The sequence below is a fragment of the Pseudomonas sp. Irchel s3b5 genome (assembly GCF_900187435.1).
Lineage (GTDB): Bacteria > Pseudomonadota > Gammaproteobacteria > Pseudomonadales > Pseudomonadaceae > Aquipseudomonas.
This window is the reverse complement of the sequence record NZ_FYDY01000034.1, coordinates 17629-42312: the sequence shown is the minus strand read 5'-3', so window position 1 is coordinate 42312 and position 24684 is coordinate 17629. Positions and strand designations below refer to the sequence as shown.

Sequence of the window (24684 nt, the reverse complement as noted above, 5' to 3'; positions counted from 1 at the left end):
AAGGTAAATTGCCGGTAAAGGCGCTTTGCTTAAGAGCCGCCAGTGCTTATCGTTCAGCCTCATGTAAAACAAGCCCACGCGCCCAATGGTTGATCTCTCAATGCAATCCTCCGCTTCCCGTAATCCCCGTCGCTGGCTGTTTGGCCTGCTCGTCCTGTTGGTCATCGCCGCCCTGTGCTGGAAGTTCTGGCCCGATGGCGCTGTCCCGAAAGAAGGGGCGGGACAGAAAGCCACGGCCGGGCACACTGGCCGGCCGGGCGGGATGCGGCCGGGGTTCGGCGGTGCTTCAGGGCCGGTTCCGGTGCGCGTCGCCCCGGCGGTCAAGGGTGATTTCCCGCTGTACTACAAGGCGCTGGGCACCGTCACGGCGTTGAACACCATCAATGTGCGCAGCCGCGTTGGCGGTGAACTGATGAAGATCAATTTCGAAGAGGGGCAGATGGTCAAGGCTGGCGACCTGCTCGCCGAGATCGATCCGCGTCCGTACCAGAACGCCTTGCTGCAGGCTGAAGGCACCTTGTTGCAGAACCAGGCGCAATTGAAAAACGCCCAGGTCGATGTCGAGCGCTATCGCGGCCTGTACCGCGAAGACAGCATCGCCAAGCAAACCCTGGACACCGCAGAAGCGCTGGTCGGTCAATACATGGGCACGGTCAAGACCAATCAGGCGGCGGTCAACGACGCCAAGCTCAATCTCGAATTCACCAAGATCCGCGCACCCATTGCCGGACGCGTCGGCCTGCGCCAATTGGACGTGGGTAATCTGGTCGCGGCGAACGACACCACGGCGCTGGTGATCATCACCCAGACCCAGCCGATCAGTGTGGCCTTCACGCTGCCGGAAAACAGCCTCGAAACCGTGCTCGCCCGTTATCGCAGCGGTGCCAAACTGCCCGCCGAAGCCTGGGATCGCGGTGACACCAAACTGCAAGCCACTGGCGTATTGCAGAGCCTGGACAACCAGATCGACGTCACCACCGGCACCCTGAAATTCAAGGCCCGCTACGAGAACCGCGATCAGTCGCTGTTCCCCAATCAGTTCGTCAACGTTCGCTTACTGGCCGATACGCTCAAAAACGTCGTGTTGGCACCGTCCGCCGCGATCCAGTTTGGCACCAACGGCACGTTCGTCTATGCCCTCGACGGTGACAAAAAGGTCAAGATTCGCCAGTTGAAAATCGGTGCCAGCGACGGCACCAACACCGTCGTCACCGAAGGCCTGGTCGCAGGTGATCGCGTGGTGCTGGAGGGCACTGACCGTCTGAAGGAGGGCAGTGAAGTCGAAGTGGTCAACGACAGCCAGGACGTACCCGCCACGCCAACCGGACAGCTGCAAGGCAAGTCGGCAGCCACTGCGCCTGAGCCGGCAACCACCGACAAGGCGAAAAAGGGCGGCGCATGAATCTCTCGCGGCTGTTCATTCTTCGCCCGGTAGCCACCACCCTGAGCATGCTGGCCATTATCCTGGCCGGTATCATCGCTTATCGGCTGCTGCCGGTGTCGGCACTGCCTCAGGTCGATTACCCGACCATTCGCGTCATGACGCTGTACCCCGGCGCCAGTCCGGACGTCATGACGAGCGCCGTGACCGCGCCGCTGGAGCGGCAGTTCGGGCAAATGCCCGGCCTGACGCAAATGGCATCCACCAGTTCCGGCGGTGCGTCGGTGCTGACCCTGCGTTTCAGCCTCGACATCAACATGGACGTGGCCGAGCAGCAAGTGCAGGCGGCGATCAACGCGGCCACTAACCTGCTGCCCAAGGATTTGCCGGCGCCACCGGTGTACAACAAGGTCAACCCGGCCGACACCCCGGTACTGACCCTGGCGATCACCTCCAAGACTATGCTGTTGCCCAAGCTCAATGACCTGGTCGACACGCGCATGGCGCAGAAAATCGCCCAGATCAGCGGCGTCGGCATGGTCAGCATTGCCGGCGGTCAACGTCAGGCGGTGCGGATCAAGGTCAACCCCGAGGCGCTGGCCGCCAATGGCCTGAACCTGTCGGACGTGCGCACCCTGATCGGCGCGTCCAACGTCAACCAGCCCAAAGGCAACTTCGACGGCCCGACCCGGGTGTCGATGCTCGATGCCAACGACCAACTGACCTCGCCGAAGGATTACGCCAACCTGATCCTGGCTTACGCCAATGGCGCGCCGTTGCGGCTCAAGGACGTCGCGGAAATCGTCGACGGTGCCGAAAACGAGCGACTGGCCGCGTGGGCCAATGAAAATCAGGCCGTGCTGCTGAACATCCAGCGTCAGCCCGGCGCCAACGTCATCGAAGTGGTCGACCGGATCAAGGCCCTGTTGCCAAGCATCACTGACAACCTGCCGGCTGGTCTCGACGTCGTGGTACTGACCGATCGCACCCAAACCATCCGCGCCTCGGTCAAGGACGTGCAGCACGAATTGCTGATCGCCATTGCCCTGGTGGTCATGGTCACGTTTCTGTTTTTGCGCCGGGCCAGCGCGACGATCATTCCGTCGGTCGCCGTGCCGTTGTCGTTGATCGGCACGTTCGGCGTGATGTACCTGGCGGGGTTTTCGGTCAATAACCTGACCCTGATGGCGCTGACCATCGCCACCGGTTTTGTGGTGGACGACGCAATCGTCATGCTGGAGAACATTTCCCGCTATATCGAAGAGGGTGACAGCCCGCTGAACGCGGCGCTCAAGGGCGCCAAACAGATCGGTTTCACCCTGATTTCCCTGACCCTGTCGCTGATTGCGGTGCTGATCCCGCTGCTGTTCATGGCCGATGTGGTCGGGCGGTTGTTCCGTGAGTTTGCGATCACCCTGGCGGTGGCGATCCTGATCTCCCTCGTCGTTTCCCTGACCCTGACCCCGATGATGTGCGCACGCTTGCTCAAGCGCGAACCCAAGGAAGAAGAGCAGGGCCGTTTCTACCGCGCCAGCGGTGCGTTCATCGACTGGATGATCGCTGCCTACGGGCGCAAGTTGCAGTGGGTGCTCAAGCACCAGCCGCTGACGTTGCTGGTGGCTATCGGCACGTTGGCGCTGACGGTGGTCCTGTACATGGTGGTGCCCAAGGGCTTTTTCCCGGTACAGGACACCGGCGTGATCCAGGGGATTTCCGAGGCGCCGCAATCGATTTCCTTTGCGGCCATGAGCGAGCGCCAGCAGGAACTGGCCAAGGTCATCCTTGCCGACCCTGCGGTCGAGAGCCTGTCGTCCTACATCGGCGTGGATGGCGACAACTCGACACTCAACAGCGGTCGCCTGCTGATCAACCTCAAGTCTCACAGCAATCGCGATCTGACGGCGCCCGAGGTGATCGCTCGTCTGCAACCGGAAGTGGACAAACTGGTGGGCATCCGCCTGTTCATGCAGCCGGTGCAGGATCTGACCATCGAGGATCGCGTCAGCCGTACGCAGTACCAATTCAGCATGTCGTCGCCGGATTCAGAACTGTTGAGCCAGTGGAGCGGGCGTCTGGTGGACGCCCTGGTAGATCGCCCGGAGTTGACCGATGTCGCCAGCGATTTGCAGGACAAGGGCTTGCAGGTCTATCTGGTGATCGACCGTGATGCGGCCTCGCGGGTCGGGGTGTCGGTGTCGAACATCACCGATGCGCTGTACGACGCTTTTGGTCAGCGACAGATTTCGACGATCTACACCCAGGCCAGCCAGTATCGCGTGGTGCTGCAATCGCAGTCGGGTGAAAAGATCGGCCCGCAGGCGCTTGACCAGATCCACGTCAAGACCACCGATGGCGGACAGGTGCGCCTGTCCAGCCTGGCGCACATCGAAGAGCGCCAGGCACAACTGGCGATCACCCACATCGGCCAGTTCCCGGCGGTGATGATGTCCTTCAACCTCGCACCCGGCGTGGCATTGGGGCATGCGGTGGAGATCATCGAGCAAGTGCAGAAGGACATCGGCATGCCGATTGGCGTGCAGACCCAGTTCCAGGGCGCGGCCGAGGCATTCCAGGCGTCGTTGTCGAGTACCTTGCTGCTGATTCTGGCGGCGGTAGTGACCATGTACATCGTGCTCGGTGTGCTCTACGAGAGCTACATCCACCCGATCACCATTCTCTCGACCCTGCCATCGGCGGCGGTCGGTGCGCTGCTGGCGTTGATCCTCAGCGGCAACGACCTGGGCATGATCGCGATCATCGGCATCATCCTGTTGATCGGCATCGTGAAAAAGAACGCGATCATGATGATCGACTTCGCCCTCGACGCCGAGCGCAATCAGGGCATGGACCCGGAAACGGCGATCTACCAGGCAGCGCTGTTGCGTTTCCGACCGATTCTGATGACCACCCTGGCGGCGTTGTTCGGTGCGGTGCCGTTGATGCTGGCCACCGGTTCTGGCGCGGAGCTGCGTCAGCCGTTGGGTCTGGTGATGGTGGGTGGCTTGTTGCTGAGCCAGGTGCTGACCCTGTTTACCACCCCGGTGATCTACCTGTATTTCGACCGCCTCGGTCGCCGCTGGGGGCGCAAACCTGAGTCCGTGGAAGCGGTAGAGCAGCCATGAACCTGTCCGGACCTTTCATCAAACGCCCGGTCGCGACCATGTTGTTGAGCCTGGCAATCATGCTGCTGGGTGGGGTGAGCTTCGGCCTGTTGCCAGTTTCACCGCTGCCGCAAATGGACTTCCCGGTGATCGTGGTGCAAGCCAGCCTGCCCGGTGCGAGCCCGGAGGTCATGGCGTCGACCGTGGCCACGCCGCTGGAGCGTTCCTTCGGCGCCATCGCCGGGGTCAACACCATGAGCAGCCGCTCCAGCCAGGGCTCGACCCGGGTGATCCTGCAATTCGACCTGGACCGCGACATCAACGGCGCGGCGCGGGAAGTGCAGGCGGCGATCAATGCCTCGCGCAACCTGCTGCCCAGCGGGATGCGCAGCATGCCGACCTACAAGAAGGTCAACCCGTCCCAGGCGCCGATCATGGTGCTGTCGCTGACTTCGGACGTGCTGGAAAAAGGCCAGCTCTACGACCTGGCCTCGACCATCCTGTCCCAGAGCCTGTCGCAAGTGCAGGGCGTGGGCGAAGTGCAGATCGGCGGCAGCTCCCTGCCGGCGGTGCGCGTCGAGCTCGAGCCGCAGGCGCTGAACCAGTACGGCGTGGCGCTGGACGATGTGCGCAACACCATCGCCAATGCCAACGTGCGCCGACCCAAGGGTTCGGTGGAGGACGGCCAGCGTTTATGGCAGGTGCAGGCCAACGACCAGTTGGAAAAAGCCAAGGACTACGAGTCGCTGATCATCCATTACGCCGACGGCGCGGCCCTGCGTCTGAAGGATGTGGCCAAGGTCAGCGATGGCGTCGAAGACCGTTACAACAGCGGTTTCTTCAACGACGACTCTGCGGTACTGCTGGTGATCAACCGGCAGGCCGGTGCCAACATCATCGAGACCGTCAACGAGATCAAGGCCCAGTTGCCGGCGTTGCAGGCCGTGCTGCCCGCCAGCGTCAAACTGAACCTGGCCATGGACCGCTCGCCGGTGATCAAGGCCACGCTGCACGAAGCGGAAATGACCCTGCTGATCGCCGTGGCGTTGGTAATCCTGGTGGTGTTCCTGTTTCTCGGTAACTTCCGCGCCTCGCTGATCCCGACCCTGGCGGTGCCGGTGTCGCTGGTGGGTACCTTTGCGGTGATGTACCTCTACGGTTTCTCGCTGAACAACCTGTCGCTGATGGCGCTGATCCTCGCCACGGGGCTGGTGGTGGACGATGCCATCGTGGTGCTGGAAAACATCTCCCGGCACATAGACAAAGGCGTGCCGCCGATGAAAGCCGCGTACCTCGGCGCCCAGGAAGTCGGTTTCACGTTGCTGTCGATGAACGTCTCGCTGGTGGCGGTATTCCTGTCGATCCTGTTCATGGGCGGCATCATTGAAAGTCTGTTTCGCGAGTTTTCCATCACCCTCGCGGCTTCCATCGTGGTGTCGCTGATCGTTTCGCTGACCCTGACACCGATGCTCTGCGCCCGCTGGCTCAAGCCGCATACGCCGGGGCAGGAAAACCGGCTGCAACGCTGGAGTCAGAGCGCCAACGAGTGGATGGTCGGTAAATACGCCACGAGCCTGGACTGGGTGTTGCGTCACCGGCTCCTGACGTTGCTCAGTCTATTCGTAACAATTGGCGTTAATATCGCGCTGTATGTTGTTGTTCCTAAAACATTTCTTCCGCAACAAGATACAGGACAGCTGATCGGTTTCGTGCGCGGTGACGACGGTCTGTCGTTCAGTGTGATGCAGCCGAAAATGGAAATCTTCCGTCGTGCGGTGTTGAAGGACGAGGCGGTCGAAAGCGTTGCCGGTTTCATCGGCGGCAGCAACGGCACCAATAACGCCTTCATGCTCGTGCGCCTGAAACCGATCAAGGAACGCAGCATCTCGGCGCAGAAAGTCATCGAACGCTTGCGCAAGGAAATGCCCAAGGTGCCGGGTGCGCAGTTGATGCTGATGGCCGACCAGGACCTGCAATTTGGCGGTGGCCGTGAGCAAACCTCGTCCCAATACTCCTACATCCTGCAGAGTGGCGATCTGAGCGCGTTGCGCGAGTGGTATCCGAAAGTCGTGACGGCGCTCAAGGCCTTGCCGGAGCTGACGGCGATTGATGCCCGCGAAGGGCGGGGTGCCCAGCAAGTGACGCTGATTGTCGATCGCGATCAAGCCAAACGCCTGGGCGTCGACATGGACATGGTCACCTCGGTGCTGAACAACGCCTACAGCCAGCGGCAGATTTCGACGATCTACGACAGCCTCAACCAGTACCAGGTGGTGATGGAGGTCAATCCGAAGTACGCCCAGGACCCGATCACCCTCAAGCAGGTTCAGGTGATCACCGCCGACGGTGCGCGAATTCCGTTGTCGACCATCGCCCATTACGAAAACAGCCTGGAAAATGACCGGGTCAGCCACGAAGGCCAGTTCGCCTCGGAAAGCATTGCCTTCGACATGGCTGCGGGCGTGACCGTGGAGCAGGGCAGTGCCGCCATTGAGCGTGCGATTGCCAAGGTCGGCCTGCCGGAAGACGTGATCGCGAAAATGGCCGGCACGGCCGACGCCTTCGCCGCGACCCAGAAAAGTCAGCCGTGGATGATTCTCGGCGCACTGGTGGCGGTGTATCTGGTGCTGGGTGTGCTGTATGAAAGCTACATCCACCCGCTGACCATTCTTTCGACGTTGCCTTCAGCCGGGGTTGGCGCGCTGCTGTCGATCTATGTGCTGGGCGGCGAATTCAGCCTGATTTCGTTGCTCGGGTTGTTCCTGCTGATTGGTGTGGTGAAGAAAAACGCCATTCTGATGATCGACCTGGCGCTGCAACTGGAACGGCATCAAGGGCTGGAGCCGCTGGAGTCGATTCGCAGTGCCTGCCTGCAACGTTTGCGGCCCATTCTGATGACCACGCTGGCGGCGATCCTCGGTGCCTTGCCGTTGTTGCTGAGCCGCGCCGAAGGCGCCGAGATGCGCCAGCCCCTGGGCCTGACGATCATCGGCGGGCTGATTTTCAGCCAGGTCCTGACCCTTTACACCACTCCGGTGGTTTACCTCTATCTCGACAAACTGCGCCATCGCTTCAACCGCTGGCGTGGGGTGCGTACCGATGCTGCTCTGGAAACTCCGCTATGACTGACCGTTCGCTTATCCATTTGGCCACTGTACGGGGCTCGCGATTGTTGAGCCTTTCACTGTGCATGGTCATGCTCAGTGCCTGCGCCATCGGCCCGGACTATGAGCGTCCGCAAGCCGCCGATCCCGTGCAGTACAAGGCTGCCGAGGGCTGGAGCCAGGCCAATCCGAGTGATGCACTCATTCGCGGCGCGTGGTGGGAGTTGTATGGCGACCGGCAGCTCAATGGCCTGGTCGAGAAACTCAACAGCGCCAACCAGACCGTGGCGCAGTCCGAAGCCCAGTACCGTCAGGCCCAGGCGCTGGTGCGCAGTGCGCGGGGGGCGTTTTTCCCGACAGTGGACCTGTCGCTCGGGAAAAATCGCTCCAGCCAAGGCACCGGCAGCAGTAGTTCGAGCCTGACCAGTTCTTCCAGCGGTATCCGTGACACCTACACCGCCGAGGCAGGTGTGAGTTGGGAAGCGGATGTCTGGGGTAAATTGCGTCGCGGTCTGGAAGCCGACACCGCCAACGCCCAGGCCAGTTTCGCCGACCTGGCGGCCATGCGCCTCAGCCAGCAGTCGGAGTTGGTGCAGAACTATCTGCAATTGCGCGTGATCGACGAGCAGAAACGCTTGCTGGAAGCTACCGTCGAGGCATATCAGCGTTCGCTGAAAATGACCGAAAACCAGTATCGCGCCGGGGTTTCCGGCAAGGACGCGGTGGCCCAGGCGCAAACGCAGCTCAAGAGCACCGAGGCTGATCTGGTTGACTTGATCTGGCAGCGCGCCCAGTTCGAGAACGCTATCGCGGTGTTGATCGGCTTGCCGCCGGCCGAATTCGGCCTGGCCGAAACCCGAGACATTCCGCAGTTGCCACAGGTGCCGCTGAACCTGCCTTCGCAGCTGCTGGAGCGGCGTCCGGACATTGCGTCCGCCGAACGCTCGGTGATCGCCGCCAACTCCAACATCGGCGTGGCGAAGGCCGCTTACTACCCGGACTTTACGTTGAACCTGAACGGCGGCTATAGCAGCAGCACTTCGAAAGATTTGTTCAGTGTGCCCAACCGCTTCTGGTCGGTCGGCCCGCAACTGGCGATGACCTTGTTCGACGGTGGCCAGCGCTCGGCGGAAGTCGATCGCAGTGAAGCCGCCTACGATGAGACCGTGGCCAAATACCGCCAGACTGTGCTCGACGGTTTGCGCGAAGTGGAAAACTACCTGGTTCAACTCAAGGTGTTGCAGGATGAAGCCGTCGTGCGCCAGCAGGCGCTGGATGCGGCCCGTGAGTCGCTGCGATTGACTCAGAACCAATACAAGGCCGGTTTGATCGCCTACCTCGATGTCGTGGTGACCCAGGCTTCGGCGCTGAACAATGAGCGCAGTGCACTGGATCTGCAGCAAAGTCGACTGATCGCCAGTGTGCAGTTGATTGCCGCGCTGGGCGGCGGGTGGGATGGGCAGCTTGATGTAAGCGACACCAAGTGACAACACTGGGTGAGGCTGCTTTTCTGTGGCGAGGGGGCTTGCCCCCGTTGGGCTGCGAAGCGGCCCTCGAAATTATCAGTCAGCCAGCATTTTGCGACCGCTTCGCGCTCGAACGGGGGCAAGCCCCCTCGCCACAAAGGGGTCTGGCTCGGTCACTCCAGCAGTAAAACAAGCGTTTCATCGGACTAATGGCCTTTTGCTTATATTGTGAGTGCGTTCCCTTTTGGAATCAGTACAATCGTGCCATTTGCACCCCCGAGAACGGACGCAATACGGCGGTGATTTCGAGACGTCTCCATGCTCATCGGTAGCTATTCACCCACGCTGGTCATCATTTCCCTCTGTGTAGCGATTCTCGCGTCCTATACCGCGCTGGACCTCACCGGTCGCATTGCCACCGCCAAGGGGCGGGCCGTGCATTTATGGACGACGGGCGGCGCCATCGCCATGGGTATCGGCGTGTGGTCGATGCACTTTATCGGCATGCTCGCGTTCAAGCTGCCGATTGACCTGGGGTACGACATCGCCCTTACGTCGCTGTCCTTGTTGATCGGTGTGCTCTCCAGCGGTTTCGCCCTGTGGCTGGTCAGCCGGCCGAAACTGCCGGCCTGGCAATTGGGGTTCGGCGCGCTGGTGATGGGCGCAGGAATCAGCGCGATGCATTACACCGGCATGGCGGCGATGCGCATGCAGCCGGGGATCGATTACGACCCGACGCTGTTTGGCGCCTCCTTGCTGATCGCCGTGGGCGCTTCGGGTGCGGCGTTGTGGATCGCCTTTCACCTGCGCCAGCACACGCCTCATGTGCGTTTGATCCGTGGTGGCGCCGCCGTGATCATGGGCATTGCCATTGTCGGCATGCACTACACCGGCATGGCCGCGGCGCGTTTTGCCGACGGCAGTTTTTGCGGGGCGGCGGTCAATGGTTTGAACGGCAATGGCCTGGATAATCTGGTGCTGATCACCACGCTGGCTGTGTTGAGTATTGCCTTGCTGACGTCGATCCTCGATGCGCGTCTGGAGGCCCGCACCGCCAGCCTGGCCCTGTCGCTGACCGAAGCCAACCGTGAGCTGACCCAACTGGCCCTGCATGACACCCTGACCGGGCTGCCGAACCGGATACTGCTCGCCGACCGTATCGATCAGGCCATGTCACGGGTGCAGGAAGAGGGCGGCTGTTTTGCCTTGATGTTCATCGATCTGGACGGGTTCAAGCCGGTCAATGATGCCTTCGGACATCACATGGGTGATCTGTTGTTGTGTGAGGTGGCCGCGCGTCTGCGTGAAGACTTGCGCAGTCACGACACCCTGGCGCGGATCGGCGGTGATGAGTTTGTGTTGCTGGTGCAGTTGAACGAGCAGGACGACGCTTTGAACCTCGCGGCGCGTCAGGTCAGTTTGATCGCACGGTCCTTCCGCGTCACCGAGCATGATCTGCACATCTCCGCCAGCGTCGGTATCGCGCTCTTCCCGGGCAACGGCCAAACTGCCCAGGATTTGCTGATGAACGCCGACGCGGCGATGTATCACGCCAAAGGGGCGGGTAAAAACGGTTATAGCTTCTTCGATGTCTCGATGAACAGTAATGCGCGCCGGCAATTGCAACTGCTGCAGGATTTGCGCAACGCCCTGGAGCTTCGAGAGTTCAGCCTGTATTACCAGCCGAAGTTCGATGCCAGCAATGGCCAGCCAATCGGTGCCGAGGCCCTGCTGCGCTGGCAACACCCGACCCAGGGGATGCTGTTGCCGGACAAGTTCATCGATCTGGCGGAAAAGACCGGCCTGATCATTCCAATTGGCGAGTGGGTGCTCAATGAAGCTTGCCGACAAATGCGCGAGTGGTACGTGCTGGGTTACACCGACTGGCGCATCGCGGTGAACCTGTCGGCCATCCAGTTCTGTCACGCCGGTCTGGTGCAGAGCGTCGCCAAAGCCCTGGCCACGCACCATCTGCCGGCCAACAGCCTGACCCTGGAAATCACCGAAACCACCGCCATGAACGACGCCGATGCCAGCATGACCGTGCTTCAGGAACTGTCGGACATGGGCGTTGACCTGTCCATCGATGACTTTGGCACCGGTTATTCGAGCCTGATGTACCTCAAGCGCTTGCCGGCCAATGAGCTGAAGATCGATCGCGGATTTGTCCGTGACCTGGAACGTGACAGCGATGATGCGGCCATTGTCTCGGCCATCGTTGCGCTGGGTCAGGCGTTGGGGTTGCGCATTGTTGCCGAGGGTGTGGAAACCGGTGTCCAGCAGGACTTCCTGACTCAGCTGGGGTGCGATTCGCTGCAAGGCTACTTGCTCGGCCACCCGTTGCCGGCTGAGCACTTCATGATGGAAATCCACCGTGCAGAGCAGCTCGTCGCCAGTCAAGTGTTGATGTGAGGCCATGCAAAACTCTGAATCACGGTTATTCTGAACCTCGACTGCTTACGCTTGGACTGGGGGAAAAGCTCGCATGGATAAAGTCATCGTCATTACCGGCGGCAGCCGCGGCATCGGTGCTGCCACCGCCCTGTTGGCAGCCTCGAAGGGCTATCGGATCTGCATCAACTATCTGGCCGATGAGCAGGCCGCTCACGCTGTGCTGGAGCAAGTCCGCGCCCTCGGCGCGCAAGCCATCGCGGTGCGCGCGGATGTCAGCATTGAAGACGAAGTCATCGCGCTGTTTAACCGGGTGGACGCCGAACTGGGGCGGGTCACGGCACTGGTGAACAACGCCGGCACGGTCGGACAAAAGTCCCGGGTCGAGGAAATGTCCGAATTCCGTATTCTCAAAATCCTCAAGACCAACGTTCTGGCGCCGATGCTGTGCGCCAAGCACGCGGTCCTGCGCATGTCGCCCAGACACGGCGGGCAGGGCGGCAGCATCGTCAATGTGTCGTCGGTGGCGGCGCGCCTGGGGTCACCCAATGAATATGTCGACTACGCCGCCTCCAAAGGTGCGCTGGACACCTTCACCATCGGCCTGTCCAAGGAAGTGGCGGGTGAGGGGATTCGTGTCAATGCGGTGCGCCCTGGCTACATCTACACCGATTTCCATGCGTTGAGCGGCGATCCGGATCGGGTCAGCAAGCTCGAATCAGCCATTCCGATGGCGCGGGGCGGGCGGCCGGATGAAGTGGCGGAAGCGATTGTCTGGTTGTTGTCGGACAAGGCGTCTTATGCGACGGGGACGTTTGTTGATTTGGGGGGTGGGCGCTAAACCCCGGGATTGGTGTTGTCAGTGCCGGCCTCATCGCGAGCATGCTCGCTCCTACAGTGGGTTTGTGGTGTTCACAGATAACCCTGCAGGAGCGAACTTGCTTTTATCAGAACGACCGCACAATCCGCCCCAACGTCTCCATCGCCTTCTCCGAATCCTCAGTCCACGGACTGCCGTAATTCAGCCGAATACAGTTTCTGAAGCGCTGCGTCGGTGAAAAGATCGGCCCCGGTGCAATGCTGATGCCTTGCGCCAGCGCCATCTGAAACAACTTCAACGAATCCATTTGCTCCGGCAACTCCAGCCACAGAAAGTAGCCGCCGGCCGGTTGGCTGACGCGCGTCTGCGCCGGGAAGTACCGGGCGATGGCGGCGAGCATGGCGCTTTGCTGATCTTCCAATGCGTGACGCAGTTTGCGCAGGTGCCGGTCGTAACCGCCGTGTTGCAGATAATCGGCAATGGCGGCCTGGGCGGGCATTGAGGCGCACAGCGAAGTCATGAGTTTCAGGCGTTCGATTTTCTGTGCGTAGCGCCCGGCCGCGACCCAGCCGATGCGGTATCCGGGGGCTAGGCTTTTGGCGAACGAACCGCAGTGCATCACCAGGCCTTCGGTATCAAATGCCTTGGCCGGTTTCGGGGCTTGCTGGCCGTAATACAGTTCGGCGTAGACATCGTCTTCAATCAGCGGCACTTCATGGCGGCGCAACAACTCGACCAGTGCCTGTTTCTTCGCCTCGGGCATGGTCGCGCCCATGGGGTTCTGGAAACTGGTCATGCACCAGCAAACCTTGATCGGGTGGCGCTCCAGGGTTTGCGCGAGCACGCCGAGGTCAATGCCGTCGCGCGGGTGCACGGGGATTTCCACGGCTTTGAGTTTCAGGCGTTCCAATACTTGCAGGCAGGCATAGAACGCCGGGGCTTCGATGGCGACCAGGTCGCCGGGTTCGGTGACCGCTTGCAGGCACAGGTTCAACGCTTCGAGCGCACCGTTGGTGATCAGCAGTTCTTCCATGGGCAGCATCAGGCCGCCGACCATGTAGCGCAGGGCGATTTGCCGGCGCAGTTGCGGGTTGCCCGGCGACATGTCGGTGACGACCATGCGAGGGTCCATCTCGCGGGTGGCGCTGGCCAGGGAGCGGGACAAGCGTTGCAGGGGAAACAGGGTCGGGCTGGGGAACGCCGAGCCGAAGGGTACGGTGTTCGGGTCCTTGATCGAGTCCAGCACCGAGAACACCAGTTCGCTGACATCGACCTCGGTGGACTCGTTGACCTCGCTGCTGATCACCGGCTCGGAAAACTGACTGGGCGTGTGCGCATTGACGAAATACCCGGAGCGAGGCCGGGCGCGGATCAGGCCGCGACGCTCCAGCAGGTAATAGGCCTGGAACACCGTGGACGGGCTGACGCCATAAGTCTGGCTGGCATACCGCACCGACGGTACGCGGTGACCAGGGCCAAGAACGCCGGAGCGGATCAGTTCAGCGATGTCGTCGGCGAATTTTTCGTAGCGTTTCATCGATTGCCCGCAATGGAAGAATGTCGAACGGGTTCTGTGGCGAGGGAGCTTGCTCCCGCTGGGGTGCGAAGCGCCCCTCAAACCTGCTGGCAGGGTGTATCAGGCGAGCTCGCGTTCAACGCTTTGCGTCTGCTGCGCAGCCGAACGGGAGCAAGCTCCCTCGCCACAAAGGTCAGCATCTTAACGGCTCAACGATTCATCGGCGCAACAAACCGGCTCTTCGCTGCGCTGTAAATGCCTGGTTCATCGCTGTCTTCAACCTTGAACTCGATGCTCTGCGAACCGCTGGCCGGGCGTTCGGTGGTCATCGCCACTGACACCGGCACATCGACAATCTCGCCCGGTGCCAGGCTCAGGTCGGTTTTGCCCTGCAACTGGAAGCCGTCGCCCTCGACGAGAGACAGTCGGTAGTCCTGATGCTGTTGAGTTTTGTTGATCACCTTCAGGCTGTAGATGTTTTCGATCTGGCCCAGGCTGTTCTCGCGGAACAGACCACGGTCCTTGCTGACATCGAGTGAGACCATCGGCCGTTCCACGAGCGCAATCACCAGCGCAGCGATCATCACCAGCAGTACGGCGGTGTAGCCGATCAGCCGAGGACGCAGCAGATGTGTCTTGCCACCCTGCAACTGATGTTCCGAGGTGTAGCTGATCAACCCGCGCTCGTAGCCCATTTTGTCCATGATCGAATCGCAGGCATCAATGCACGCCGCACAGCCGATGCATTCCATCTGCAAACCATCGCGGATATCGATGCCGGTCGGGCAGACCTGCACGCAGAGCTGGCAATCGATGCAATCGCCCAGGCCGACGTCGGCGGGTTTGACCTCGCGTTTGCGCGGGCCACGGTTTTCGCCGCGCGCCACGTCGTAGGAAATGGTCAGGGTGTCTTTGTCGAACATCACGCTCTGGAAACGCGCATACGGACACATGTGCATGCACACCGCTTCGCGCAGCCAGCCGGCGTTGATGTAGGTCGCGCCGGTAAAAAACAGCACCCAGAACAGACTGACCCCACTCATTTGCAAGGTCAGCAGTTCTTCGGCCAGCGGCCGGATCGGTGTGAAGTAGCCGACGAAGGTCAGGCCGGTCAGCAGGCTGATTGCCAGCCACAGCGTGTGCTTGGCCGAGCGGCGCATCAGTTTGTTCAGATTCCAGGGCGCTGCTTGCAGTTTGATCCGCTGATTGCGTTCGCCCTCGGTGATTTTCTCGCACCACATGAAAATCCACGTCCAGGAGCTCTGCGGGCAGGTGTAACCACACCAGACACGACCGGCAAACACCGTGATCGCAAACAGACCAAACGCGGCGATGATCAACAGCGCGGACAGCAGGATGAAATCCTGCGGCCAGAACGTGGCGCCGAAAATATGGAACTTGCTTTCGGAAAGGTCCCAGAGCACTGCCTGGCGGCCACCCCAGTTCAACCACACGGTGCCGAAGAACAGCAAAAACAGAACGCCGGCGCCACTCAGGCGCAGGGTACGAAACAGACCGGTAAAGCTGCGGGTGTGGATCAGGTTGTCGCTGGATTTGGCCTTGATCTTATGCGTGGGTAAAGGCTCGAATGTTTCTACGGTTCGGACGGGGATTCTTTCGCTCATGGTCTTTCGCTCATCAGCCTCCATCAGGCGTGAGCAACTATGCGCGGCGATCTGTTTGCATAACAGACTCAGGTAATCCAATAAAAAGCGGATCAGATGGGCTGTAAGCGCCTGCCTGCGTCAACTTGAAGCATCTGTCGCAAGCGTTTGCGGCGGTGTTGATCAAGCTCGGTCAAATCACCGAATGACTGTCGGTCTCTTTCAAGTGCCGACGGCCGTCCACCGCGCCTGCTACGGTCAATGCATCGGCTTCTGCTTCGGTGATGTAGATGCGCTGGCCTTCGAGGTCCACGGCAGACATGGATTTTTCAGCATCGGTGATGATCGTGACGTCCGGGCATAGTCGGATTTCTTCGCCATTGTTTGTGATGAAAAAGCACGTCTGGTTTTCGATGCGCACGGTCATGGAGGAATCCTTTTTTCGGGGGAACCTGAAGTGTCAGGCCGCAACGGCGAGGTATCGTTCTATGCAACCGATTAATGGTCGGCGCGGTCCACCCTCTAACAGTCATTCACAGGGTCAAACGCGATGAACGCTTGGTGGCATGAAGTGTGGGTAACCCTGCAAGCCGAGTTCACCGACATCGGCGACGCCTCGCAATTGACGCGGGTAACCGTGCGTTTGCTGATGGCCGCGGTATTGGGCGGGATTCTCGGGTTTGAACGCGAGCATCAGGGCAAGGCTGCCGGTGTTCGCACCCACATGTTGGTGGCGATGGGGGCGGCGCTGTTTGTATTGGTGCCGCAGATGTCAGGTTCCCAGGCCGATGCCATGAGCCGGGTGGTACAGGGCGTTATTGCCGGGATCGGGTTTCTCGGCGCCGGCACCATTCTGAAAAACCACGAAGGGGATGAAGGCCACGTCAAAGGCCTGACCACCGCCGCAGGGTTGTGGATGACCGCTGCCATTGGCGTCGCGGCCGGATTAGGGCGCGAAGCCACGGCGGTGCTCAGTACGTTGTTGGCGTTGGGAGTGTTCAGCCTGATGCCGCGAATCGTAAAGGTGTTTGAAAAGGATCACACCCCGTAGGCGCAGCCTTCGGCAGGTCTACCGGTCAAGGTTTCACGATGACCGGCGGCATTGTTGGTGGCGGTTCTTCGCGGGGTGGCGGGTTGGTGCCGGGCGGGTCCTTTTCAGGGATCGGCTGCGGATCGCTGGGCGGTATCACCGGGTTGTCGATGTTGGGATCGGGGGTTTCAGCGGGGAAGGGATTGTTCATTGTTTAGCCTCCAGTGGCACATGGCGTGAGTCGTGCTTAAGTTGGATGACGCCTCTTATAGGGGTTGACCGCCCGGCGATGGATTTGATTCCCGCCCGATTGTGCTGAACTTTTCCGGACGCCTGTTGCTCGGAATCTAAGTGAGTCCATCCCGGGGCGGATCGCCCGGCAGGGATGTTCAACAGCCACACGCGCGTCCATGGGGCGTAATAAGGAGAGAAGCTCGATGACGGCCGAAAAACCCACGGAGTTGAGCTACAACCCGCACATCCCGCTGTCGCAGGCGTTGTTGCTGCCGCGCATCGTCATTGAAAACGCCATGCCGACCCTCGAAGGCGGGCAGTTCGCAGTCAAGGCCGTGGTGGGGCAGGACGTGGTGGTGACCGCCAAGGTGTTTGCCGACGGCCACGACAAATTGGCGGTGCGGGTGCGCTGGCATGCCGAAGGCGAGGACACCTGGCAAAGCGATGTCATGGCCGACGTGGGCAATAACGGTTGGCAGGGTCGATTCCGTGTCCCCCTGCAGGGCCGTTATCTGTTTTGCATCGAGGCCTGGATCGATCAGTTCGCCAGTTTCCGTTACGAACTGGAAAAGAAGCACGCCGCCGCGGTGCCGGTCAGTCTGGAATTGCAGGAAGGCCGGCTTCACGTTCAGCAAGCCGCCGAACGCTCGGAAGGTCAGCTCAGCGAGCAACTCGCGGCGCTGCACCATGAACTCTCAGGCCTGCTCGAAACCGAGCAGGTCGCGCTGTTTCTGCACCAGCGTAGCGCCGGCCTGATGGCCCAGGCCGATCATCGCGCCTACCTCAGTCTGAGTCCTGAATACCCACTGGATGTTGAGCGTGAATTGGCGCAATTCGCCAGTTGGTATGAGCTGTTCCCCCGATCGATCACTGACGATCCGGCCCGCCACGGCACCTTCAACGATGTGCACTCACGGCTGGCGATGATCCAGGACATGGGTTTCGACGTGCTGTACTTTCCGCCGATTCACCCCATTGGGCGCAGCTACCGCAAAGGCCCGAACAATTCCCTCACCGCCGGCCCCGATGATCCGGGCAGCCCCTATGCCATAGGCAGCGAGGAGGGCGGGCACGAGGCGATTCATTCGCAGCTGGGCTCGCGCGAAGACTTCCGGCGTCTGGTCGCGGAGGCCGCGGCCCATGGCCTGGAGATCGCCCTCGATTTTGCCATTCAGTGTTCCCAGGATCATCCGTGGCTCAAGCAACATCCCGGCTGGTTCAACTGGCGGCCCGACGGCACGATCAAATACGCGGAAAACCCGCCGAAGAAATACCAGGACATCGTCAACGTCGACTTCTATGCCGTCGAGGCGATTCCCAGCCTCTGGATCGAATTGCGCGACATCGTGGTGGGATGGGTCGAGGAAGGCGTGAAAATTTTCCGCGTCGACAACCCGCACACCAAGCCGTTGCCGTTCTGGCAGTGGCTGATTGCTGATGTGCGTGCGCTGTACCCCGAAGTGATCTTTCTCGCGGAAGCGTTCACCACGCCGGCGATGATGGCGCGGCTGGGCAAGGTCGGTTATTCCCAGAGCTACACCTATTTCACCTGGCGCAACACCAAGTCCGAGCTGGCGACCTACTTCACCGAACTCAATCAATCGCCGTGGCGTGAATGCTACCGGCCGAATTTTTTCGTCAATACCCCGGACATCAACCCGGCCTTTCTTCACGAGTCCGGTCGCCCCGGTTTTCTCATTCGCGCGGTACTGGCGACCATGGGCTCGGGCCTGTGGGGCATGTATTCCGGTTTCGAGCTCTGCGAATCCGCACCGGTACCGGGCAAGGAGGAATACCTCGACTCGGAGAAGTACGAGATCCGTCCCCGGGACTTCAATGCACCGGGCAACATCATTGCCGAGATCGCCCAGCTCAACCGCATCCGCCGCCAGAACCCGGCGTTGCACACGCATTTGGGCCTGAAAATCTACAACGCCTGGAATGACAACATTCTTTACTTCGGCAAACGCAGCGCCGATGGCAGCAACTTCATTCTGGTGGCGGTCAGCCTTGATCCGCATAACGTCCAGGAGGCGAATTTCGAGTTGCCGTTGTGGGAAATGGGCTTGCCCGACGACGCCAATACCCAGGGCGAAGACTTGATGAACGGCCATCGCTGGACGTGGCACGGCAAGTACCAGTTCATGCGGATCGACCCGGCGTATCAACCCTTCGGGATTTGGCGGATTAGCGCCTCATAAATACATCACAGACACCCGTGGCGAGAGGGCAACATAGACCTGTAGGAGCCGGCTTGCTGGCGATGGCTGCGCATCAATCTACATGGATGAGGCCTGATACACCGCTATCGCCGGCAAGCCGGCTCCTACAGAGGGCCGGCGTCGCTTGCATAATTGCCCGACTGAATTGAGCAGGAGTTTCAAATGGCGAAGAAACCCAAAGCAGCCACCTTCATCAAGGACCCGCTCTGGTACAAGGATGCGGTGATCTATCAGGTTCACGTTAAATCCTATTTCGACTCCAACAACGACGGAATCGGCGACTTTCCCGGCCTGATCGCCAAGCTCGATTACATCGCCGATCTGGGCGTCAACACCATCTGGCTGTTGCCGTTCTACCCGTCGCCCCGTCGCGATGACGGCTACGACATTGCCGAATACCGCGGTGTGCACAGCGACTACGGGACCATGGCCGACGCCAAGCGCTTCATCGCCGAGGCGCATAAACGTGGCCTGCGGGTGATTACCGAACTGGTCATCAATCACACGTCTGACCAGCACGCCTGGTTCCAGCGAGCGCGCAAGGCCAAAAAGGGCTCGGCGGCGCGGGATTTCTACGTGTGGTCCGATGACGATCAAAAGTACGACGGTACCCGCATCATCTTTCTCGACACCGAGAAGTCCAACTGGACCTGGGACCCGGTCGCCGGCCAGTACTTCTGGCACCGTTTCTACTCCCACCAGCCAGACCTCAATTTCGATAACCCGCAGGTGATGAAAGCGGTGCTGTCGGTCATGCGTTACTGGCTCGACATGGGCATCGACGGCCTACGGCTGGACGCCATTCCGTACCTGATCGAGCGCGACGGCACCAACAACGAAAACCTGCCGGAAACCCATGACGTCCTGAAAAAGATCCGCGCTGAAATCGACGCCAATTACCCCGACCGCATGCTGCTGGCCGAGGCCAATCAATGGCCCGAAGACACGCAGTTGTATTTCGGCGACTCCGACAAGAAAGGCCTGAACGGCGATGAATGCCACATGGCGTTTCATTTTCCGTTGATGCCGCGCATGTACATGGCACTGGCCCAGGAAGATCGCTTCCCGATCACCGACATTCTGCGCCAGACACCGGATATTCCTGCCAACTGCCAGTGGGCCATTTTCCTGCGCAACCACGATGAGCTGACCCTGGAAATGGTCACCGACAAGGAGCGCGACTACCTGTGGAATTACTACGCCGCTGACCGTCGTGCGCGAATCAACCTGGGGATTCGCCGCCGTCTCGCGCCGTTGATGGAGCGTGATCGTCGCCGCGTGGAGCTGCTCAACAGCCTGCTGCTGTCGATGCCCGGCACGCCGACCCTGTATTACGGCGATGAAATCGGCATGGGCGACAACATCTACCTCGGCGACCGCGACGGGGTGCGCACACCCATGCAGTGGTCGATCGACCGCAACGGCGGTTTCTCCCGTGCCGACCCGGCCAGCCTGGTGTTGCCGCCGATTCTCGACCCGCAGTACGGCTACCTGTCGGTCAACGTTGAAACCCAGGCCGGCGATCCGCATTCACTATTGAACTGGACCCGGCGTCTGCTCGCCGTGCGCAAGCAATCCAAGGCGTTCGGGCGCGGGACATTGAAGATGCTGTCGCCGAGCAATCGGCGGATTCTGGCGTACACCCGCGAATACACCGGGCTGGACGGCAAGTACGAAATCATTCTGTGCGTGGCCAACGTATCGCGCAGTGCCCAGGCGGCAGAGCTGGACTTGTCGGCCTACGTCGGCATGGTGCCGGTGGAGATGCTGGGCGGTAACGCGTTCCCGCCCATCGGTCAGTTGAGTTTCCTGCTGACGCTGCCGCCCTACGGTTTCTACTGGTTCGGCCTGGCGGCAGAAAACCAGATGCCGAGTTGGCATGTGGAACCGGCGCAAAGCCTGCCGGACTTCACCACGCTGGTGCTGAAACAGCGCATGGAAGAACTGCTCGAAGCGCCGTCCCGCACCGCGCTGGAGCAGCAGATCCTGCCGAGCTGGCTGCAGAACCGCCGCTGGTTCGCCGGCAAGGATACGGCCATCGAACAGGTGAATCTGGCCTACGGCGTGCGTTTTGGCGATTCGGAACATCCGGTGTTGCTCAGTGAAGTCGAAGTCACCAGCGCTGGGCAGACCAGCCGTTACCTGTTGCCGTTCGGCTTTATTCCGGAGGAGCAAGTCGGCGCGGCGCTGCCGCAGCAATTGGCCCTGTCTCGGGTTCGGCGCGTGCGTCAGGTCGGCTTGATCACGGATGCCTTCAGTCTGGAAACCTTTGTCCACGCCGTGCTGCAAGGCATTCAGGCCGGCACGGTGTTGCAGTCGAGCGAGGGTGACATTCGCTTCGAAGCCACCGCCGAGCTGGAAAAACTTGGCCTGAACGCCGAATCGCCGGTGCGTTATCTGTCCGCCGAGCAATCCAACAGTTCCGTGGTGATCGGCAACAGCCTGGTGTTGAAGCTGATCCGCAAAGTCGCATCCGGCGTGCACCCGGAACTGGAAATGAGCGCCTGCCTGACGGCAGCGGGCTTCCAGCATATTTCGCCGCTGCTGGGTGCCGTGGTGCGTCGCGATGGTGCCGGTGAAGACAATTTGCTGATGATCGCCCAAGGCTATTTGAGCAACCAGGGCGACGCCTGGGAATGGACGCAGAACAACCTCGAGCGGGCGCTGCGCGATGAACTGGCTGACGCTGTGTCCGAACAGGCACAGCATTACAACGCGCTCGGCGAATTGAAAGATTTCGCCGGCATGCTGGGCCAGCGCCTGGGGGAAATGCATCAGGTGCTGGCGGCGCCGAGTGCCAACCCGGACTTTGCTCCGCAGGTCACTACACAGAAAGATGCACTGGCTTCGGCCAAGCACGTTGCGGCGCAAATCGAACATGCGTTGACGTTGCTCAAACATCATCAAAACGAACTGGACCCGGCGGACAAAACCCTGGTCAGCCGTTTGCTGGACAACAAAAAAGCCATCCTCGGGCATGTCCAGGCATTGGGCAAAAAGACCGCGGGTGGCTTGCAGATTCGCGTGCATGGCGATTTGCATTTGGGGCAGGTGCTGGTGATCAAGGGCGATGCGTACCTGATCGACTTCGAGGGCGAACCGGCACGACCGCTGCATGAACGAAGGGCCAAACACAGCCCCTACAAAGATGTCAGCGGCGTGTTGCGCTCCTTCGACTACGCTGCGGCGATGACGATGAACGTGCACAGCGTCGACAACACCGCGGTGGCCGATGCGGCACGCGTGCGGGTTGCCGAGCGCTACTTGAAGGAGGCGCGGAAGTCGTTCGTCGACGCTTATCGGCTAGCGGCTGCCGGTCTTGGCCATGCATGGCAAGATCCGGACAGTGAAGATGCCGCGCTGGCGTTGTTCGGTTTGGAGAAAGCGGCGTATGAAGTAGCCTACGAGGCTGAGAATCGCCCGACCTGGCTACCTGTGCCGTTGCACGGTTTGTATGGATTACTGAGTGGGCTTAAACCCTTTTCCGATCTTGGTGGAGAGTAGTCATGAGTATCTCGAACAAGGAACAGGGTGATCACAAAGCAGCGCTGCTACCCAGGGCGCGGGATATCGATGCGCTGGTACGCGCTGAACACATCGACCCGTTTTCCATTCTCGGTCCCCACGGCGATGGTGCCGGCGGGCAGTTTATCCGGGCTTATCTGCCTGACGCCCTGAGTGTCCAGGTGGTGGACAAAGCGACCGGCGACGAACTTGGCGACCTTGAGCACACACAGACGCCGGGGTTGTTTGTCGGGCATTTCGAGCGGGCTCAGCCTTACCTGCTGCGTACACGCTGGGCGGGTGGCGAGCAACTGGCCGAAGACCCTTACAGCTTCGGCGCGTTGCTGGGCGAAATGGATTTGTACCTGTTTGCCGAGGGCAATCACCGCGATCTGAGTGCCTGCCTCGGCGCGCAACTGAAGTCGGTCGACGGCGTCGATGGCGTGCGTTTCGCCGTGTGGGCACCGAATGCCAGAAGGGTCTCGGTGGTCGGTGATTTCAACGTGTGGGATGGGCGTCGTCATCCGATGCGCCTGCGCCATCCCACCGGCGTCTGGGAATTGTTCATCCCGCGCCTGCAAGCGGGAGAGGCCTACAAGTACGAGATCCTTGGCGCCCAGGGGATTCTGCCGCTGAAGGCCGACCCCGTGGCACTGGCAACGACCCTGCCGCCGGACACAGCGTCGAAAGTCGCTTCGCCGCTGCAAGTCGATTGGCAGGACCAGGACTGGATGATGTCCCGAGGCGATCGCCATCACCCTGGCGCGCCTTTGTCGATCTATGAACTGCACGCCGGATCGTGGCAATGCGAACTGGATGATCTGGGCGAAGTGGCCCGCCAGTACACCTGGCCGGAACTGGCCGAGCGTTTGATTCCGTACGTCAAGGAACTGGGTTTTACCCATATCGAACTGATGCCAATCATGGAGCACCCGTTTGGTGGCTCCTGGGGTTATCAACTGCTGGCGCAATTCGCCCCGAGTGCGCGCTACGGCACGCCGGATCAATTCGCGGCGTTCGTCAACGCCTGTCACGTGGCGGGGCTCGGCGTGATCCTCGACTGGGTGCCGGCGCATTTCCCTACCGACACCCACGGTCTGGCGCAGTTCGACGGAACCGCACTCTATGAATACGGTAACCCCCAGGAAGGTTTTCATCAGGACTGGGACACGCTGATCTATAACCTTGGCCGCACCGAGGTGCACGGCTACATGCTGGCGTCGGCGCTGCACTGGCTCAAGCATTTCCATGTCGACGGCCTGCGGGTCGATGCCGTGGCGTCGATGCTGTACCGCGACTATTCGCGCAAGGCCGGTGAGTGGGTGCCGAACCGTCATGGCGGCCGGGAGAATCTGGAAGCCATCGACTTCCTGCGTCATCTCAACGACGTCGTCGCCCTGGAAGCGCCGGGTGCCTTGGTGATTGCCGAGGAGTCCACCGCGTGGCCGGGCGTGAGCCAGAGCACGCAGCAGGGCGGTTTGGGCTTTGCCTATAAATGGAACATGGGCTGGATGCACGATTCGCTGCATTACATCCAGCAAGACCCGGTGTACCGCGCGCATCACCACAATGAACTGAGTTTCGGCCTGGTTTATGCTTGGTCCGAGCGCTTCATCTTGCCGATTTCCCATGATGAAGTGGTGCACGGCAAACACTCGCTGATCGACAAGATGCCCGGCGACCGCTGGCAGAAATTCGCCAACCTGCGGGCCTACCTGAGTTTCATGTGGACCCATCCGGGCAAGAAGCTGTTGTTCATGGGCTGCGAGTTCGGCCAGTGGCGCGAGTGGAACCACGATCAGCAACTGGATTGGTATCTGTTGCAGTACCCCGAGCACCAAGGCGTGCAGAAACTGGTCGCCGACCTCAATCGCCTGTACCGGGAAGAGCCGGCGCTGCACGAGCAGGATGACGTGCCGCAGGGTTTCCAGTGGCTGATCGGCGACGATGCGATCAACAGCGTCTATGCGTGGTTGCGCTGGAGCAAGGAGGGCGAGCCGATCCTCGTGGTGGCCAACTTCACGCCGGTGCCTCGTGAGGCCTATCGCGTAGGCGTGCCGTTTGCCGGGCGCTGGAAGGAATTGATGAACAGCGATTCAGCGACCTATGCCGGGTCCAATTACGGCAATGAAGGCGGGGTTCTGGCCGAGGAGACGCCAAGCCATGGTCAGGCGTTGTCGCTGGCCCTGAATTTGCCGCCGTTGGCGGTGTTGATTCTGCGGCCGGGAGACTGATCCGAAACCGCGTTGCGTTCATCGCGAGCAAGCTCGCTCCTGCAGGGTTTGGTGTGATGCCTGCAGGCGCGAGCTTG

At 60.7% G+C, this 24684-nt stretch carries 14 protein-coding genes; 10 read left to right on the top strand and 4 right to left on the bottom strand.

The window, feature by feature from the left end:
* Positions 1-85: 85 nt before the first annotated feature.
* From CKW15_RS24570 to CKW15_RS24545, 6 genes are all read left to right on the top strand, one after another.
* Positions 86-1402, top strand: a complete 1317-nt coding sequence (locus CKW15_RS24570; protein WP_095060142.1) for an MdtA/MuxA family multidrug efflux RND transporter periplasmic adaptor subunit — start codon at positions 86-88, stop codon at positions 1400-1402.
* Positions 1399-4503 (top strand): MdtB/MuxB family multidrug efflux RND transporter permease subunit, encoded by a 3105-nt coding sequence (locus CKW15_RS24565; protein ID WP_095060141.1) that lies wholly within the window; start codon positions 1399-1401, stop codon positions 4501-4503. The genes CKW15_RS24570 and CKW15_RS24565 overlap by 4 nt, the downstream gene beginning before the upstream one ends.
* Positions 4500-7607, top strand: a complete 3108-nt coding sequence (locus CKW15_RS24560; RefSeq protein ID WP_095060140.1) for an efflux RND transporter permease subunit — start codon at positions 4500-4502, stop codon at positions 7605-7607. Before CKW15_RS24565 ends, CKW15_RS24560 begins: the two co-directional genes overlap by 4 nt.
* A complete protein-coding gene (locus tag CKW15_RS24555) occupies positions 7604-9073 on the top strand; it encodes an efflux transporter outer membrane subunit (protein ID WP_095152836.1) in 1470 nt (489 codons plus the stop codon). Before CKW15_RS24560 ends, CKW15_RS24555 begins: the two co-directional genes overlap by 4 nt.
* Positions 9074-9370: 297 nt before the next feature.
* Positions 9371-11464 (top strand): bifunctional diguanylate cyclase/phosphodiesterase, encoded by a 2094-nt coding sequence (locus CKW15_RS24550; RefSeq protein ID WP_095060138.1) that lies wholly within the window; start codon positions 9371-9373, stop codon positions 11462-11464.
* Between the two features lie 73 nt (positions 11465-11537).
* On the top strand, positions 11538-12284 hold the full coding sequence (locus CKW15_RS24545) for an SDR family oxidoreductase (RefSeq protein ID WP_095060137.1): 747 nt from the start codon (positions 11538-11540) through the stop codon (positions 12282-12284).
* A gap of 106 nt (positions 12285-12390) precedes the next feature.
* Here CKW15_RS24545 and mapR read toward each other — a convergent pair whose 3' ends face one another.
* From mapR to CKW15_RS24530, 3 genes are all read right to left on the bottom strand, one after another.
* The gene (gene mapR, locus CKW15_RS24540; protein ID WP_095060136.1) at positions 12391-13800 is read right to left on the bottom strand and encodes a GntR family transcriptional regulator MpaR; all 1410 of its coding nucleotides are present in this window, start codon (positions 13798-13800) and stop codon (positions 12391-12393) included.
* A 188-nt stretch (positions 13801-13988) separates the two neighbouring features.
* Positions 13989-15404 (bottom strand): cytochrome c oxidase accessory protein CcoG, encoded by a 1416-nt coding sequence (gene ccoG / locus CKW15_RS24535; protein WP_095060135.1) that lies wholly within the window; start codon positions 15402-15404, stop codon positions 13989-13991.
* 172 nt (positions 15405-15576) lie between these two features.
* Entirely contained in the window at positions 15577-15810 is a 234-nt protein-coding gene (locus tag CKW15_RS24530; RefSeq protein WP_095060133.1) for a DUF3203 family protein, read from the bottom strand.
* A 123-nt stretch (positions 15811-15933) separates the two neighbouring features.
* Here CKW15_RS24530 and CKW15_RS24525 point away from each other — a divergent pair, with 123 nt between their 5' ends.
* Complete coding sequence (locus CKW15_RS24525; protein ID WP_095060131.1) at positions 15934-16434, top strand: MgtC/SapB family protein; 501 nt, start codon at positions 15934-15936, stop codon at positions 16432-16434.
* Between the two features lie 25 nt (positions 16435-16459).
* Here the strand turns inward: CKW15_RS24525 and CKW15_RS28540 are convergent, their stop codons facing one another.
* The gene (locus CKW15_RS28540; protein ID WP_177408846.1) at positions 16460-16624 is read right to left on the bottom strand and encodes a hypothetical protein; all 165 of its coding nucleotides are present in this window, start codon (positions 16622-16624) and stop codon (positions 16460-16462) included.
* Positions 16625-16850: 226 nt separating this feature from the next.
* On the opposite strand from CKW15_RS28540, the gene CKW15_RS24520 reads away from it, so the two are divergent.
* The 3 genes from CKW15_RS24520 to glgB all read left to right on the top strand — a co-directional run bounded on the left by CKW15_RS24520 (position 16851) and on the right by glgB (position 24607).
* Entirely contained in the window at positions 16851-18848 is a 1998-nt protein-coding gene (locus tag CKW15_RS24520) for an alpha-1,4-glucan--maltose-1-phosphate maltosyltransferase (RefSeq protein WP_095060129.1), read from the top strand.
* A gap of 183 nt (positions 18849-19031) precedes the next feature.
* Positions 19032-22373: a maltose alpha-D-glucosyltransferase gene (gene treS, locus CKW15_RS24515; protein ID WP_095060128.1), complete on the top strand. Its 3342-nt coding sequence runs from the start codon at positions 19032-19034 to the stop codon at positions 22371-22373.
* A gap of 2 nt (positions 22374-22375) precedes the next feature.
* On the top strand, positions 22376-24607 hold the full coding sequence (gene glgB, locus CKW15_RS24510) for a 1,4-alpha-glucan branching protein GlgB (RefSeq protein ID WP_095060127.1): 2232 nt from the start codon (positions 22376-22378) through the stop codon (positions 24605-24607).
* Positions 24608-24684: the final 77 nt, after the last annotated feature.

What these genes read in the sequence shown, in the direction of transcription:
- CKW15_RS24570 (WP_095060142.1), top strand. Translation starts at nt 86, where the DNA reads ATGGTTGATCTCTCAATGCAATCCTCCGCTTCCCGTAATCCCCGTCGC.
- CKW15_RS24565 (WP_095060141.1), top strand. Translation starts at nt 1,399, where the DNA reads ATGAATCTCTCGCGGCTGTTCATTCTTCGCCCGGTAGCCACCACCCTG.
- CKW15_RS24560 (WP_095060140.1), top strand. Translation starts at nt 4,500, where the DNA reads ATGAACCTGTCCGGACCTTTCATCAAACGCCCGGTCGCGACCATGTTG.
- CKW15_RS24555 (WP_095152836.1), top strand. Translation starts at nt 7,604, where the DNA reads ATGACTGACCGTTCGCTTATCCATTTGGCCACTGTACGGGGCTCGCGA.
- CKW15_RS24550 (WP_095060138.1), top strand. Translation starts at nt 9,371, where the DNA reads ATGCTCATCGGTAGCTATTCACCCACGCTGGTCATCATTTCCCTCTGT.
- CKW15_RS24545 (WP_095060137.1), top strand. Translation starts at nt 11,538, where the DNA reads ATGGATAAAGTCATCGTCATTACCGGCGGCAGCCGCGGCATCGGTGCT.
- mapR (WP_095060136.1), bottom strand. Translation starts at nt 13,800, where the DNA reads ATGAAACGCTACGAAAAATTCGCCGACGACATCGCTGAACTGATCCGC.
- ccoG (WP_095060135.1), bottom strand. Translation starts at nt 15,404, where the DNA reads ATGAGCGAAAGAATCCCCGTCCGAACCGTAGAAACATTCGAGCCTTTA.
- CKW15_RS24530 (WP_095060133.1), bottom strand. Translation starts at nt 15,810, where the DNA reads ATGACCGTGCGCATCGAAAACCAGACGTGCTTTTTCATCACAAACAAT.
- CKW15_RS24525 (WP_095060131.1), top strand. Translation starts at nt 15,934, where the DNA reads ATGAACGCTTGGTGGCATGAAGTGTGGGTAACCCTGCAAGCCGAGTTC.
- CKW15_RS28540 (WP_177408846.1), bottom strand. Translation starts at nt 16,624, where the DNA reads ATGAACAATCCCTTCCCCGCTGAAACCCCCGATCCCAACATCGACAAC.
- CKW15_RS24520 (WP_095060129.1), top strand. Translation starts at nt 16,851, where the DNA reads ATGACGGCCGAAAAACCCACGGAGTTGAGCTACAACCCGCACATCCCG.
- treS (WP_095060128.1), top strand. Translation starts at nt 19,032, where the DNA reads ATGGCGAAGAAACCCAAAGCAGCCACCTTCATCAAGGACCCGCTCTGG.
- glgB (WP_095060127.1), top strand. Translation starts at nt 22,376, where the DNA reads ATGAGTATCTCGAACAAGGAACAGGGTGATCACAAAGCAGCGCTGCTA.